This window comes from Desulfonatronum parangueonense (assembly GCF_054656975.1).
This window is the reverse complement of sequence record NZ_BAAHXH010000003.1, coordinates 2,271,164-2,286,175: the sequence shown is the minus strand read 5'-3', so window position 1 is coordinate 2,286,175 and position 15,012 is coordinate 2,271,164. Positions and strand designations below refer to the sequence as shown.

Annotated in this window: 8 protein-coding genes; all 8 read left to right on the top strand. The window is 61.3% G+C overall.

Going from position 1 to position 15,012, the window contains the following annotated elements; genetic code table 11:
- Window positions 1–5 precede the first annotated feature (5 nt).
- The 8 genes from ACYQ15_RS10430 to ACYQ15_RS10395 all read left to right on the top strand — a co-directional run bounded on the left by ACYQ15_RS10430 (window position 6) and on the right by ACYQ15_RS10395 (window position 15,009).
- Window positions 6–725, top strand: coding sequence for a histidine phosphatase family protein (locus tag ACYQ15_RS10430; protein WP_459937448.1), 720 nt, complete (start codon window positions 6–8; stop codon window positions 723–725).
- Window positions 726–1,312: 587 nt separating this feature from the next.
- Complete coding sequence (locus ACYQ15_RS10425; protein ID WP_459937447.1) at window positions 1,313–2,575, top strand: glycosyltransferase family protein; 1,263 nt, start codon at window positions 1,313–1,315, stop codon at window positions 2,573–2,575.
- A 254-nt stretch (window positions 2,576–2,829) separates the two neighbouring features.
- Window positions 2,830–3,684 (top strand): polysaccharide deacetylase family protein, encoded by an 855-nt coding sequence (locus ACYQ15_RS10420; protein WP_459937446.1) that lies wholly within the window; start codon window positions 2,830–2,832, stop codon window positions 3,682–3,684.
- Between the two features lie 230 nt (window positions 3,685–3,914).
- Window positions 3,915–4,634: an ABC transporter permease gene (locus ACYQ15_RS10415; RefSeq protein WP_459937445.1), complete on the top strand. Its 720-nt coding sequence runs from the start codon at window positions 3,915–3,917 to the stop codon at window positions 4,632–4,634.
- Window positions 4,635–4,914: 280 nt separating this feature from the next.
- The gene (locus ACYQ15_RS10410; RefSeq protein ID WP_459937444.1) at window positions 4,915–5,679 is read left to right on the top strand and encodes an ABC transporter ATP-binding protein; all 765 of its coding nucleotides are present in this window, start codon (window positions 4,915–4,917) and stop codon (window positions 5,677–5,679) included.
- A gap of 26 nt (window positions 5,680–5,705) precedes the next feature.
- Window positions 5,706–10,763: an ABC transporter permease gene (locus ACYQ15_RS10405; protein ID WP_459937443.1), complete on the top strand. Its 5,058-nt coding sequence runs from the start codon at window positions 5,706–5,708 to the stop codon at window positions 10,761–10,763.
- Complete coding sequence (locus tag ACYQ15_RS10400; protein WP_459937442.1) at window positions 10,760–12,787, top strand: DUF6785 family protein; 2,028 nt, start codon at window positions 10,760–10,762, stop codon at window positions 12,785–12,787. The genes ACYQ15_RS10405 and ACYQ15_RS10400 overlap by 4 nt, the downstream gene beginning before the upstream one ends.
- Window positions 12,788–13,050: 263 nt before the next feature.
- Window positions 13,051–15,009: an OPT family oligopeptide transporter gene (locus tag ACYQ15_RS10395; protein ID WP_459937441.1), complete on the top strand. Its 1,959-nt coding sequence runs from the start codon at window positions 13,051–13,053 to the stop codon at window positions 15,007–15,009.
- Window positions 15,010–15,012 lie beyond the last annotated feature (3 nt).

Genomic DNA, 15,012 nt, shown 5'->3' with positions numbered 1-15,012 from the left:
TCTCCATGACACAAAGGACCTACTTCACACTGATGCGCCACGCTCCGACGGACTGGAACAAGGAGAAGCGGATTCAGGGGCAGACCCAGACCGGTATTGCCGCGGAGGCGCGGGATGTCTGCCTTCGATGGGGTGAGGCCTTGCGGGAGCATCAGGCCGGTTGGGGAGAACCGGGACCACTGAGCAGGATCGTCAGCAGTGATCTGGACCGGGCGGTGCAAACGGCGAATCTATTGAACAGGGCTCTGCAACTGCCCTTGGCCGCGGATTCCGGGTTGCGTGAACAGGACTGGGGCCGGTGGACCGGGCGGCGAATCCGGGATCTGCGGGCCACGGTTGGGAAAGAGTTGCGCCAACAGGAGGCGCTGGGCTGGGAGTTCGCGCCTCCCGGCGGCGAGTCGCGCAAGGAGGTGCTCAGCAGGGCGAGGCGGTCCCTGGATCGCCTGGCTGGAGAACATCCAGGGGAGCATATTCTGATCGTGACCCATCTGGGAGTGCTGAAATGCCTGATTAACAGCCTGCTGAAGATGCGTTTCCTGCCCGAGGAAGGTGATCCGCTGCTGCCGAATACCGTGCACGGGCTTGTGCTGATGGCCGGTGAACATGCCGGGCCTTTGGTGGAGAATGATAGACAATACGGTTGCGTGGAGAATGGGAGTGAGGGCGACTGCTACAATTGCCGGAACAGGTTGGAACTGACGGCGCTGAATCAAGGAATATTGTAACTGCTCGAATGAATGCTGAAAAACCTGGGAGCGCCGCACCCCAGTGCGGCACATATTTCAAGTTGGAAGAAAGCAATCCGTACCGAACTGGCTCGAACTTTTGAGTGGGTATTGCATCTGGATGTCCCGTGACAATACGTGCCGCACTGGGGTGCGGCGCTCCCGGGGGGAGGATCGTGTCTTCAATGTTAAAATGTTGGAATGCGCAAAGAGAACGGGCGCGTTGGTGCCTGGGAGCGCCGCACCCCAGTGCGGCACGTATTTTAAGCAGGAAGAAGAGCAAGCCGTGTCGAGATTGATTCAGGTTTGATGGGGTATTTGATCTGGATGTCCCGTGACAAGACGTGTCGCACTGGGGTGCGGCGCTCCCGGGGGGAGGATCGTGTCTTCAATGTTAAAATGTTGGAATGCGCAAAGAGAACGGGCGCGTGGGTGCCTGGGAGCGCCGCACCCCAGTGCGGCACGTATTTTAAGCAGGAAGAAGAGCAAGCCGTGTCGAGATTGATTCAGGTTTGATGGGGTATTTGATCTGGATGTCCCGTGACAAGACGTGCCGCACTGGGGTGCGGCGCTCCCGGGGGAGGATCGTGCGTATCGTTCACTACTGTCAGCATGTCCTGGGAGTCGGGCACCTGTTTCGCAGTCTGGAGATTGCCAAGGCCCTGGCTCCGAGCCGTGTGGATCTGGTCACCGGCGGGGAGCACGTGGCGGTGGATCTGCCGGATCATGTCCGGCACGTGCCGTTGCCCCCGCTGCGCATGGATTGCGACTTCCAGCGGCTGATGACCGCTCGCTCCAACCAGGGAGACGATGATCCTGATCTGGTTGCAACGATCATGGAAGAGCGTCGCAGCCGCCTGATGGAGCATGTCCAGCGGGTCCGGCCGGATATTTTTCTCGTGGAGTTGTTTCCCTTTGGCCGCAAGCGGTTCGGCTTCGAGATCCTGCCTGTTCTGGGGGCCATCCGGGACGGGGAGTTCGGGAACTGCAGGGCGGTGTGCAGCGTGCGCGATATTCTGGTGGAAAAGACCGACCAGGATAAATTTGAGCAGCGGGTCCTGGACCATCTCAACAGGTTTTTCGATCTGGTGCTGGTGCACGCCGATCCTTCTCTTGTCCGCCTGGACGAAACATTTTCCAGGGTCGCGGAGATTGTCCCGGAGCTTCGATACACCGGTTACATCACTCCTGCCGTAGATCCGGCCGCGGGCGACGCCCTGCGCCGGGAACTTGGGTTGACCGCCACGGACAATCTGGTCGTGGCCAGCGCCGGCGGCGGCGCCGTGGGCGGCGAACTGCTGCGGGCCGTGGTGCACGCCTCGAGCATGATACACGAGAAACGGCCACATCGCCTGCAAGTTTTCACGGGACCATTCATGGACCGGACCGTGGCAGAGGAATTGCAACATTTTACCCTGACCCAGGGTCATATCCGCATCGAGCGCTTCACGGATCGCTTCCCGGCCTGGCTATCCGCGGCGGATCTTTCCGTATCCATGGCCGGATACAACACGACCATGAATCTGCTGGCCGCCGGTGTTCAGGCGATGGTGCTGCCTTTTGCCCGGAACAGGGAACAGAGCATGCGGGCTGAGCGGCTGCAACAACGAGGCGTGCTGACCATGCTCCGTGCCGATGATCTCGCGCCCTCCGTCTTTTCCGGATTATTTTCCAACGCCTTGAATGGCGGCTCCGGGAGATGCCGGCGTTGCGGACCAAGTCGCCGGGACAGGGACGCGGGACAGGTCGTGAATCTGAACGGCGCCGTGACCACGGCTCAGATTCTGACTGGTTGGGAGACGACCGGATGGGCGGTTCGCGCTTCTTGGCCCGAGTCTGGTCTGCGCTGATCTTTCGGCCTTGCAAGCTCGTTGGAGGCTTTGGGAGTGAGGATCGACAGTGACTACTCAGCATGCGCTACCCTTGCCCAGTCGGTATCGCTGTCGGTATCGGTATCGGTATCGAAAACGAAGCTATGTGAAGGCTCTCCAACCTTTTGAAACCGATTCCGATTCCGATACCGACTCCGACCCCGATTGCCGGAGGCAATCACATAACGTGTGTTGAGAAGTTACGATCGACAAAGAATTATTGAGAAAGGGCCATGCCGCAAAAACCTCACCTCAGCCCGATGTGGCGCGAGCCTGATTACTCGGCCGCGGGCCGTCTGGCCCAGGCGTTGGAGCGGGGCATTTCCTGTTCCGTGTCGAGACTTCCGACAGTCTGGTTCCGCGCGGACGATGTGGCCATTCCATCAGGAAACTTCGCGGCCATGGCGGACTGCTTCCGCCGCAACCGGGTTCCGCTGGCCCTGGCCGTGGTCCCTTCGTGGCTGAGCATTTCCCGCTGGCGTGGGGTTCAAGCTCTGACCGGCAAGCATGGCAGGTGGTCTTTTCACCAGCACGGGAGACGCCACGTCAATCACGAACCCGAGGGACGCAAAAGCGAATTCGGCCCTGCCAGATCAAGGGATGCCAAGCGCAGGGACGTCCTGCTCGGCAGGCAGCGCCTGGAGCGGATCATGGGCCATGCATTCGTGCCCGTGTTCACTCCGCCCTGGAATCGATTCGATGCCGTCACCGGGGATTGTCTGGTCGAACTGGGCTTTCAGGCGGCATCCAGGAACGACAAGGCATTGGATCGTGAATCCATCGATCTGCCGGAGATCCCGGTCAATTGCGACCTGCACACCCGGCGCGGAACGCCGCGGCAGACCTGGACCGACTTCTTCGCGGAAATGGAGAGCGGACTCCAACGCGGACTGCTGGGGATCATGCTCCATCACCAGCGGATGAATTCCCGTGCCCTGGAGTTCCTGGAACTTCTGGTGTCCACTGTGGCTGCCTCGCCACGGCTGAGAATCGCTTGCCTGGAGGAGTTGGTGGTCGAAGCGAGATCCCGAAAGCAGATTCCGGATGACGCATATTCCGTGGTCGGCAAGCCGGAACCGGTTTCCTGATTGCGAATGTGCAACGATGGCAAATTTTCAGCATGCTACGGCTGTTGACGTTTTTTGAATCGGGGTCGGTATCGGAATCGGTATCGGAATCGGTATCGGAATCGGTATCGGTATCGGAATCGAAATCATGTGAAGGACTTTTTATTGCTTTCGAAACCGAACCCGATTCCGACCCCGACCCCGATAATCAGAGAAGAGCAGACAAGGCGTGTTGAGATGCAGGATGGAGCATGACCATGGCCGACGCAACCTATTCCTCGCTGCGCGACGCAAGCGGCAAGCCGATGTCCAGGCGGTTCGTCCAGCGGGCCGTGGTGCTCACGTTCCGCAAATCCCTGGAGATCAGCGTCAAGAATCTTCAGGTCCGCTTTTTCCGCTCCCTGATCACCGTCGGCAGTCTGATCCTGGCCACGGCGTTCCTGAGTTTCGTGCTGGTCAACCTGAACGTCGCCGCCGGATTGATGGCCCAGGGGGGAGAGGACGCCGCCGTCATGCTTTCACGGGCCGGCTTCGATGTGGACGAACAGGCGCGGACCGTTTCCATGACCCCGCGGGAACGCTGGATCATCATCCTTTCGCTGCTTGTCTGCGCCGTGGGCATCGTCAATGCGCAACTCATGGCCGTGACCGAACGTTTCCGGGAAATCGGGATCATGAAGTGCCTGGGGGCGCTGGATTCCATGATTCTCCGTCTGTTCATGATCGAGGCGACCTTGCAGGGCCTGGCGGGCGCGACGCTGGGAGCGCTTTTCGGTTTTCTGTTCTCCATGGCCACGAACTGGATCCGGTTCGGAACCCAGGTCTGGACGACCCTGCCCTGGACCTCGGCCGGCCTTTCCATGCTCATTGCCGTGGGCGTGGGGGCGGTGCTCAGCCTGATCGGAGTCCTGTATCCGGCCTATGTGGCCGCCCGGATGCGTCCGGTCATGGCCCTCAAGGCCGAACACTGAGGTCCGCTGCGGAAGAGGAGCTCTGAATGTTTCTTCGTAACTATTCAACATATCCAGTCTTTGCTCATTCGCTTGCACTGGATTCCGGCTTTCGCCGGAATGACTTTGCAACAAGCTGTTTCCACGTCAGTCATGCCGGCGGATGCCGGCATCCAGTCCGAATATTATCGGTTGAGCCGCGGAGTTGCCTTTCTTATTGCGCACATTCCATCGACTTTCTCGGCATGGCGGTCATGCAGCGTATGCCTACGGGCGGCGTTTGCCTCTTTCGGAGAAAAAGATGACGCAACGCACCATTGTCCGGGTCATCGGCGTGACCAGAAGCTTCAGGATGGGCAAGCAGGACGTTCAGGCCCTCAAGGGCGTTGATCTGGAGATCTTCGCCGGGGAGTACATCTCCATCATGGGACCGTCCGGTTCCGGAAAAAGCACCCTGTTCAACATGGTCGGCGGTCTGGACAAGCCCAGCGAGGGCAAGGTGTTCATCGACGAGGTGGATATCGCCCAGTTGGACGCCTATGAACTGGCATGGCTGCGCAACAGGAAGATCGGGTACATTTTCCAGACGTTCAACATCATCCCGGTCATGACGGCCCTGGAGAACGTGACCCTGCCCATGACCTTTGCCGGGTTGCACAGCGACGCGGCCACGGAAAAGGGCATCGAGCTGCTCAAGCTGGTGGGCCTGGGCGATCGTTTCCAGCACAAGCCCCTGGAATTGTCCGGCGGACAGCAGCAGCGTGTGGCCATTGCCAGGGCCCTGGCCAACGACCCGGCCATCATCCTGGCGGATGAGCCCACGGGCAACCTGGATCTGGTCACCGGCGAAGAGATCATCGACCTGCTCAAGATGCTCAGTTCGGAGCGCGGCGTGACCATCATCTCCGCGACTCACGACCACAAGATGCTGGCGGTCTCGGACCGGGTGGTCTGGATTCGCGACGGTAGGGTGGACAAGGTCGAACTGCGCCGGGAACTGAAGATTTCCGTGGGCGCGATTCATGGAGTCTCAGGGAACGAGACCGGAGACAACGAGGCTGGATGATTGGCCTGAAGTCGATGAGAATCGCCATGCAACACCGTAGATCACATCCTCTTTCCGCCGTACTGACAGCTGTTTTTCTGCTGTTGTGGGCCGTTGCGGCAATCTGCGTGATCCCTGCTTCTGCCGGAGCCGAAAATCCATTTTCCGGTGAGCCGGATTTCGATTCTTTCCGCTCCTCGGATAACGCTCCGGTTGAGGCTGCCGAAGATATGGCGCCTGGAGATATGGCGCCTGGAGATATGGCGCCTGGAGATATGGCGCCAGAGGCGGTTTCGGCAGCGGATTGGGTGGCTGTTTTCGCCGGACTGGAGGACCGCGTGGTCGGCAGTCGGGGCAATGCCCAGGCCGCGGACATCATCGAACGGGCATTCGCCAATCTGACCAGGGAGCAGGGACGGATCATCGGCCGCCAGTCCTTCGCGGTACCGGTCCAGCAGCACGTCGAAAGCTCCCTGACGCTGGAACGGGACGGGCGATCCATTCCACTGCGGCCTTTGCGGCTGAACATGCTTTCCGCTCCGGCGATCACGCCGCCCGGCATCACTGCCCCGCTCATCTACGCCGGAACCGGAAGGTTCAGCGAGTTCAACGGCCATGTGGTCGAAGGGGCCGTGGTGCTGCTGGACATGGATTCCGGCAAGAACTGGATCAATGCGTCCATGCTCGGCGCTTTGGCCCTGATCTATGTCGATCCTGGCCCGGAAGTGACCGCGGCGCCGCGCAATCTGTTCGAGGACAAGCTCGAGCAGACGCCCATCGACTTCCCACGCTTCTGGATGACCAAAGCCGAGGCCGAAGACTTTTTCGGGGACCTGGAGCGGCTTCGCGAACCCGGAGCCGCACCCATGATCACCCTGTCGTCGCGAATCGCCTGGGAGAACATGGCCGCGGACAACATCTACTGCCTGCTTCCGGGAACCGATCCGGAGCTGGCGGGCGAGCTGACCGTGGTGCAGGCGTTCTACGATTCCACCGGTTACGTTCCGGACAGGTCTCCAGGCGCCGACGAATCCGTTTCCATGGCCACGCTGCTGACCGTAGCCGAGGCCCTGGGACGCGAACCTCCCCGGCGGCCGACCCTGCTTCTGGCCGCGGGCGGACAGGCCCAGGGAGCGGCCGGGGTGCGGGAGTTCATCTGGGCTCTGGTCACAAGCGACGGCAAGCTGCCGGGAATGGAGGCGGAACTGACGCGGCGGGCCGATCAGGCCGAGGCGACGGTCCGGCTGCTTGCCGCGGACGATCCCTTTACCCCTGCCGTGCTGGCCGATGCCGACCAGAGCCACCTGCTGCGTCTGGCCTTCCAGGACGTGCTTCGGGACAGAATTGACGAACTGAGCACCAAATTGATGCGCCTGCGCCTGATGCGCCATGAACCGACCGTGGACGAGCCGGAGGAGGAACTCGAGCGGCGGATTCGGGATGCTGCCGCCCTGCGCTTGACGTTGATGCGGATGCGCTGGGTCGGCGCTCCCAGAGGCATGGACGTGACCATGACCCCGGGAGAACGAGACCTGCTGCTTCAACACCTGGAACGGACCTTGGTCCGTCAGCGGGACATGGCCGAGGATGCTCAGGAGCAGCTTCGTCATGTCCGCGGTTCCCGCGAACTGCGCGCCCATCTGAACGGGCTGCAGATCGTGGCTTCTGCATCCCTGCATCTTTCCAGCCAGGGCAACGGCGTGGGCGCCTTCGACCGGGGCTGGCTCTATGAACTCCTGGACGTGGTGGTCCGGACCAGGCAGTTCAGCAACATCGACGAACTGCTGCGCAACACGGGTCGCACGCTCCGGGGAGCCGACGGCGAGGATCTTTCGGGGATGTTTCACGACACGCTGAGGCCAAGCCGGATCCGTCCCTGGCAGAGCTGGCTGCCGGACCGACCCTTCATGGGCGGCGAACCCGTGGCCCTGGCGGCTTTGCCGGGCTTCACCCTGGCCACGGTGAACGATGCCCGGGTCTTCTGGGGAACCCCGTACGACGTTCCGGAACACATGAACCTGGAGTACGTCCGGCGTCAGGCCGAGGTCGTCAATGGCCTGGTGCGGGCCCTGGTGGACGACCCCATCCCCGATGCCCGCGCTGATCCGCAAAACGGTTTTGCCGAACTCACGGCCCGGGTCAACCTGCTCCGGCAGGGAGAGCTTTTCCCGGATCAGCCTTCGGTGGGCGGGGTCTTTCTGATTTTCCAGGGGCCGGCACGCTTCTGGACCATGGTCGACACCACCGGTCATTTTCACGTCAAGGGGCTGGCGATCCGCCGGCAGACCATCCACAAGGCCATTCTGGAGGGATTCAATTTCGATCCCATGACCGGTCGCGCGATCCATGCCGTGGACAAGACGCGGACCGGCCTGGACAACTACCGGGTCAGGATGCGCGCCCGGGAAGAAACCACGGACCTGACCATGTTCCATGTCGGGCAGTCCACGTACTTTTCCATGCTCGAGCCCCGGACGTTCCACTACCTCTACGTGCCCAGGCTGATCGACTCCCGGACCGAGGCCGAGCCCCTGCGCAACTGGTACAGTCGTCTGGACACCAGGGCGTCCACCCTGGGCACGTTTTTTCTGGAGCGGGATCTGCCTTTGAAACTGGCCCTTTCGGACAATTTCATCGACACCAAGGTCGTCCTGCTCAACGCGGATCAGGAACATCCCCTGGGCCTGGGATACCGGATCGGAGAGTGGCCCATCGTCCCGATGACCGAGTACATGGCCGCACGAGACATGTGGAGCCTGCTGGTGCCCCGGGTGGAGAACCTGGAGGGCAGGGGCATCGTCAATGAACGGATCCGCGAACTGCACACCAAGGGACGTCAGGCCCTGGAGCAGGCGCGCCTGGCTCGCGATGAACTGCGCTGGGACGATTTCCAGCGGGAGGCGGGGACATCCCTGGCCTTTGCCTCCCTGGTCTACAACGACGTGGACCGGACCCAGCGCGACGTGCTGGTGGGAGTGCTCTTCTACGTGGCCCTGTTCATCCCGTTCTCCTACTGCATGGAGCGACTGATATTCGGGTTCACCGACATCCACAGGCGGATCATCGCCTTTTTCGGATTCCTGGTGTTGATCATCGGGGCCGTGTACCTGGTCCATCCGGCCTTCCAACTGACCTACAGCCCCATGATCGTCATCCTGGCCTTCTTCATTCTCGGCCTCTCCCTGCTGGTGGCGATGATCATTTTTTCCCGCTTCGAACGGGAGGTCGAGGATCTCCAACGGCGATCACGGCATCTGAAAACCATGAACATCAGCCGCGCCGGGGCCTTCACAGCGGCATTCGTCCTCGGCGTGAGCAACCTGCGCCGCCGCCCCCTGCGCACCCTGCTGACCTGCGTCACCCTGACCATCCTGACCTTCACGATCATGAACTTCACGGCGGTGCGCAGCGTGCGTCAGGAAGGATGGACCCAGTTCAGCGATACGGCGTCCTATTCCGGCGCCATGATGAAATATCTGGGATGGCAGGACATGCCCGTGGAGGCCCTGTCCATCGTGGACAACTTCTTCGAGGGCCGGGGAGTGGTCGCGCCCAGGGCCTGGTACGTGACCGAAGACATGACCTCGGCGCCCATGGTTCCCATTTTTCGCGAGGATCTGTCGGACATCGCGCGGGGGCTGGTGGGACTGAGCCATGTGGAGCCGCGGGTCAGCGGAATGGACGCCATGCTGGTCCAGGGCCGCTGGTTTCGGGAAGGTGAGCGCAGCGCGGTGATTCTCCCGGAGAGCATGGCCCGCCGGCTCGAGATCCGACTGGATACACCGGAAGGACGCACGGTCGTGCTCTGGGGACAGCGGTTCGAGGTGGTAGGCATCCTGGCTGACGATGGTCTGGACCGGCATCCGGATCTGGACGGCGAACCCATCACGCCGGTTTTCTATCCCAGCGAGGCGGCGCAGGTAATCAGCACCGTGGAGGCGGAAGCCATCGAGACCGGCCGGGACGTGGTCATGTACCGGAGCCGCTATCACCATGTTTCCGGGGACCAGACGGTGATCATTCCGGCTGAGGCGCTGCTCTCCCTGGGCGGAGGGGCCGGTCGGCTCAAGGCCCTGGCCGTTTCGGCCATGCCCGGCGAGGAGGACGCCATCCTGGCCGCGGAACTCGGAGAACGGTTCGGATTGATGCTCTTTCGCGGCGGCGAGGACGGGACCTCGATTTATTTCGCGGCCAACGCCATGAGCTACCAGGGATTCGCGAACATCCTGATCCCCCTGCTCATTGCCGCGCTGATCGTTCTGAACACCATGATCGGCAGCGTGCACGAACGCAAACGCGAAATCGCCGTCTACACCTCGGTGGGGCTGGCGCCCTCCCATGTCGGCTTTCTCTTTCTGGCCGAATCCCTGGCCCTGGCCGTGATCAGCGTGGTCACCGGATACCTGCTGGCCCAGGGGGCGGCGGCCTTTCTGGCCGGAACTCCGCTTTGGGCCGGGATGACCGCCAACTATTCCTCCACGGCCGGAGTGGGGGCCATGGCCCTGGTCATGGCCGTGGTCCTGGCCTCGACGCTGTATCCCGCGAAAATGGCCGCGGAAATCGCCATTCCAGACGTGAACCGTTCCTGGACCATGCCCAAGGCGGACGGCGACCGTTTGGAGGTCGTGCTGCCCTTCCTGATCAAGCTGGAAGAACAGGTCTGCGCCGGTGGCTTCCTGATGGAATACTTCCGGTCCCACCAGGGCATCACCCACGGCGCGTTCTCCACGGACAACCTGTCCTGCGAACGAGTTCAACGGGGAGATCCCTTCTTTTCCGAGGAACATGCGGACAAGCCTTTGTACATGATCACGCTGCGCGTCTGGCTGGCGCCCTTCGACTTCGGCATCCGGCAGACGGTGCGGGTGGTTTTCCGCACTTCCAGCAGCTACGAAGGGTTCCGGGAGATTCTGGTCCGCATCGACCGGGAGGCGGGAGAGCACAAGGCCTGGCAGAACCAGAACAAGGTCTTTCTGAACGATCTGCGCAAGCAGTTGCTGGTCTGGCGATCCCTCGAGGAAGCCATGCACACGGCCTATGAGGAGAAATTCCACCAGGAGCTTGGCGGCGCGTCGCGGTCTCCGGATCAGGGCAGGACGCCATGAGTAGTGAGTTCGTTCGCCCCAGAGCATTCGTCGTCGGACTCGTCCTGGGTCTGATCCTGTGCGTGGTCACGCCGTACAACAACGCCTATCTGCACAACACCTCCCTTAGTGGAGGGCATTTTCCCCTGGCGCCCTTCTTCATCGCGGCATGGCTGTTCGTATTTTCGGCTTTCACCGGATGGCTGCGCAAGGGGCCCGGCATCTTCTCCGGCAACGAAGTGCTCACGATGTGGGTCTTCATGGTCGTCTTTTCGGGCATTTCCTATGCCGGTCTGGCCCAGACCTTCTTCATCAACATCACGGCGCCCTTTTATTTCGCGGCGGACGGTTTCCGCTGGGCCGAGTCCCTGCAGCCCCTGTTGCCCCGCGCCTGGTATCCCGATGCCGCCGAAGGCGGCGAGGGGTTCGACGCCGTGCGGACCATCTACGACGGCCTGGACGGCGGGTGGGACATGTCCTGGGCGGAGGTGCTCCGGAACATCCACTGGGATGTCTGGATCGGCCCGCTGATCACCTGGAGCGCCTTCGTGCTGCTGTGCTTCTTCGTCATGTTCTGCCTGATGGCCCTGCTGGGCAAGCAGTGGGTCGTCAACGAGCGGATCACCTTCCCCCTGCTGCGCGTTCCGCAACTCATGGCCGAGGCTCTGGACAGCCGCGGCATGGGGGCGTTTTTCCGGGACCGCTTTCTGCTGGTCGGTCTGCTTTCGGCCGCCTCCCTGCACTTGATGAACGGCCTGCATTTCTATTTTCCGCATGTGCCCGAACTGCCGACCCTGATCCTGGCCGGGGGCTATTTTCCCAAATACGGACTCTTCTCCGGCTATTACAATCTGCGAATCTACATTTTTCCAGCCTTCATCGCCTTTGCCTTCCTGGCGCCGCGCCAGATTTCCTTCAGCTTCTGGTTTTTCTATCTCCTGGCCGGGATGGGCACCGGCCTGCTTTTCGTCTCCGGGCTGCAATTCCCCCAGGCCGCCCTGGGCGCGACGTTCGGCCCCGACTTTGCCCGGCCGGAAGAGGCGCAGACCATCGGGGCTTATCTGATTTTTTTCGTGTTCATTCTCTGGCTGGCCCGCACCCATCTCCGGCAGCAGGCTGTATTGATGTTCCGGCCTTGGAGACGGTCGCCGGGACGGGACCGGAGTCATGACCGTGAAGCCGGGCGGGACAACTGGGAAACGTCCGGATGGCCAATGTGGGGGCTGCTCGTGGGCGGCGTCTGCCTGATCTGGTGGTGTCGATCTTTCGGGCTGCCCATGATCGCGGCAGTGCTCGTACCCATGGCCTTTTTCCTGGTCCTGATCGTGGCCAGCCGGATCATCGTCCAGGGAGGCCTGCCGATCTTCACCCTGACCGCCGCGCCCATGGACGGTCTGATCGGGACGTTCGGCAGCGGCTTCCTGGGCAACGCGGGACTGCTGGCCACGGCCGTGATGCAGAAAGTCCTGTTTCTGAACCTGCGGGAATCGCTATTGCCGACGCTCTTCCATGGGGCCAAGGTCTCGGAAAATGTCCTCAACCGCCGGATCTGGTTCGCGGTGCTGGGGGGAGCGCTGGTGCTCGCCGTGATCCTCTCCTTCGTGACCATGCTGGCCCTGAGCTACCGGTACGGGGTCCGGGACATGGACATGGACTGGGCCACGAGTTCGACCATTGCCGCTTACGAGAACGTCCAGCGGCTGCTGGACGTTCCCACCGGCCCCAACGAGTGGATCATCAGCTTTGCCGGCGTGGGCGCGCTGATCATGCTCTTTCTGGTGTTCATGTACTACAGGGCAACCTGGTGGACCCTGCATCCCATCGGCTATCTCACCGCCTACAGCACGGGCATGCAGATGCTCTGGTTCTCGTTCTTCGTGGGCTGGCTCTGCAACCGTCTCTGCCTGCGCTACGGCGGTACGAGTCTGTTCAATAAGGTCCGCTTCTTTTTCGTCGGCCTGGTGCTCGGCGATTTTCTGATGGGCGGCATCTGGGCTCTGGTGGGCATGTTCGCCGGAACGAGCTATCAGGTCTTTCCATTGTAACATGTTCTCAATGACCTTCTTATCGAAATCGCAATCGCAATCGAAATCGCAATCGCAATCGCAATCGGGATCACAATCGCAATCGGGATCGGTATCGGTATCGAAAGCGAATCAGTTCTAGCTCACTCAAAAAAAATATCGACCCCGATACCGATACCGATCCCGACCCCGATAAACTCATTTTTCATCTAACGGAGTATTCGACAAGAACCGGAAAAACTGCTCAAGCGGATCAGAACCATACCAAGGCTATGTGACACCCAATGCGTGAAGACAAGGAACTCAAGGAATATCGGGATCTTCTGGTCCCTCCGAAGCATTTCGAGGAGGGTTTCGACTGGAAGACCATCATCGGCGCGGTTTTCATCGGCTTCCTGATGATGCCCGGTTCCATGTATCTGCAGCTGGTCATCGGGCAGGGCATCGGACCGGCGGCGCGCTGGGTGACCATCATCCTATTCGCGGAAATCGCCAAGCGATCCTATACCGAACTCAAGCAGCAGGAAGTATTCCTGCTCTATTACATGGCCGGGGCGGCTCTGGCCTCGCCCTTCCAGGGGCTGATCTGGAGCCAGTACCTGGTCCAGTCCGACGCGGCCAGGATGCTGGGGCTGGTGGAATTCATCCCGGAATGGATCGCGCCGCAACCCGAATCCGTATCTTATCTGGAGCGGACCTTTCTGCACCGGGACTGGCTGATTCCCATTCTCCTGCTCTTCGGCGCGCAGCTCATCCAGCGCATCGACCATTTCGGGCTGGGATACGCCTTGTATCGGATCACCTCGGACGTGGAGAAGCTGCCGTTCCCCATGGCGCCGGTGGGCGCTCTGGGGACCATGGCCCTGGCGGAATCCACCGAGGATCGCAAGACTGGATGGAAGTGGCGGGTCTTCTCCATCGGCGGGGTGATCGGGCTCTTTTTCGGCTTTTTCTACGTGCTGCTGCCCGCGCTCTCAGGATTGATGCTGGCCCAGCAGATCCGCCTGATTCCGATACCCTGGATCGAACTGACCCAGCACACCGAAGGCATCCTGCCCGCGGTGGCCACGGGCCTGCAACTGGATCTGGGGTTGGTTTTCGTGGGCATGGTCCTGCCGTTCTGGGCCGTGATCGGCGGATTCGTGGGACTGCTGATCACGGTTATCGCCAACCCGATTCTCTACAGCCACGGCATCCTGCACCGCTGGCATCCGGGCATGGCCACCGTGGAAACGGTCTTTGCCAACAATTTCGACTTCTACATGAGTTTCGGCATCGGCCTTGGACTGGCCATCGCGGTGATCGGCATCTGGTCCGTGGTCCGGTCCCTGCGCCAATCCGGACACGGCAAGCTGGACTTCAGCCTGCTCTTCAATCCGCCCAGGGGCCGGGGGGACATCAATTTCTGGGTCTCCATCGGCATCTACGTCTTTTCAACTCTGGCCTACATCGGGCTCTGTCTGCTCCTGGTGCCCACGTTTCCCTGGATCTTCTTCGTGATCTACGGCTTCGTCTACACGCCCATCGTTTCCTATATCTCGGCGCGCATGGAGGGCATGGCCGGGCAGTTCGTCAGTCTGCCCCTGGTTCGGGAGGCCAGCTTCATCGCCGGAGCCCGGTTCTTCGGCTACCAGGGTATCGAGATCTGGTATGCGCCCATCCCGATGCACAACTACGGCGAGGCCACGGTGCAGTTCCGTCAGATCGAGCTGACCGGCACCAGCCTGCGGGGCATCATCAAGGCCGAAATCCTGGTCTTCCCCATCGTCATCACTGCTTCGCTGATCTTCTCCCAGTTCCTATGGCGGCTGGCCCCCATACCCTCGGCCAGTTTTCCCTACGCCCAGGAACTCTGGCACCTGCAGGCCCTGAACTCGCTGCTCCTGCAGACCTCCACCCTGGAAGGGGATTCCCTGTTCTTCCAGGCCCTGAACGCCGTGATCGTCGGCGCGGGAGCGATCTTCGGCCTAGTCACCTACGCCATTCTGTCCATACTGGGGCTTCCGGTGCTGCTGATCTACGGCGTGGTGCGCGGCCTGGGGCAAAGCACGCCCCACGGGATCATCCTCGAAGTCTTCGGCGCACTGCTGGGCCGGTACTATTTCTACAGAAAATACGGCGCATCCTGGCGGCAGTACGCCCCGGTCCTGCTGGCCGGCTTCTCCTGCGGCATGGGCCTGACCGGGATGATGGCCATGGGCTTCACCCTGATTCTGAAGTCACTGGGGCGATTGGCGTACTGACGG

Coding starts and splice junctions, on each gene's coding strand:
- ACYQ15_RS10420 (WP_459937446.1), top strand. CDS start 2,830: ATGCCGCAAAAACCTCACCTCAGCCCGATGTGGCGCGAGCCTGATTAC.
- ACYQ15_RS10415 (WP_459937445.1), top strand. CDS start 3,915: ATGACCATGGCCGACGCAACCTATTCCTCGCTGCGCGACGCAAGCGGC.
- ACYQ15_RS10400 (WP_459937442.1), top strand. CDS start 10,760: ATGAGTAGTGAGTTCGTTCGCCCCAGAGCATTCGTCGTCGGACTCGTC.
- ACYQ15_RS10410 (WP_459937444.1), top strand. CDS start 4,915: ATGACGCAACGCACCATTGTCCGGGTCATCGGCGTGACCAGAAGCTTC.
- ACYQ15_RS10430 (WP_459937448.1), top strand. CDS start 6: ATGACACAAAGGACCTACTTCACACTGATGCGCCACGCTCCGACGGAC.
- ACYQ15_RS10405 (WP_459937443.1), top strand. CDS start 5,706: ATGCAACACCGTAGATCACATCCTCTTTCCGCCGTACTGACAGCTGTT.
- ACYQ15_RS10395 (WP_459937441.1), top strand. CDS start 13,051: ATGCGTGAAGACAAGGAACTCAAGGAATATCGGGATCTTCTGGTCCCT.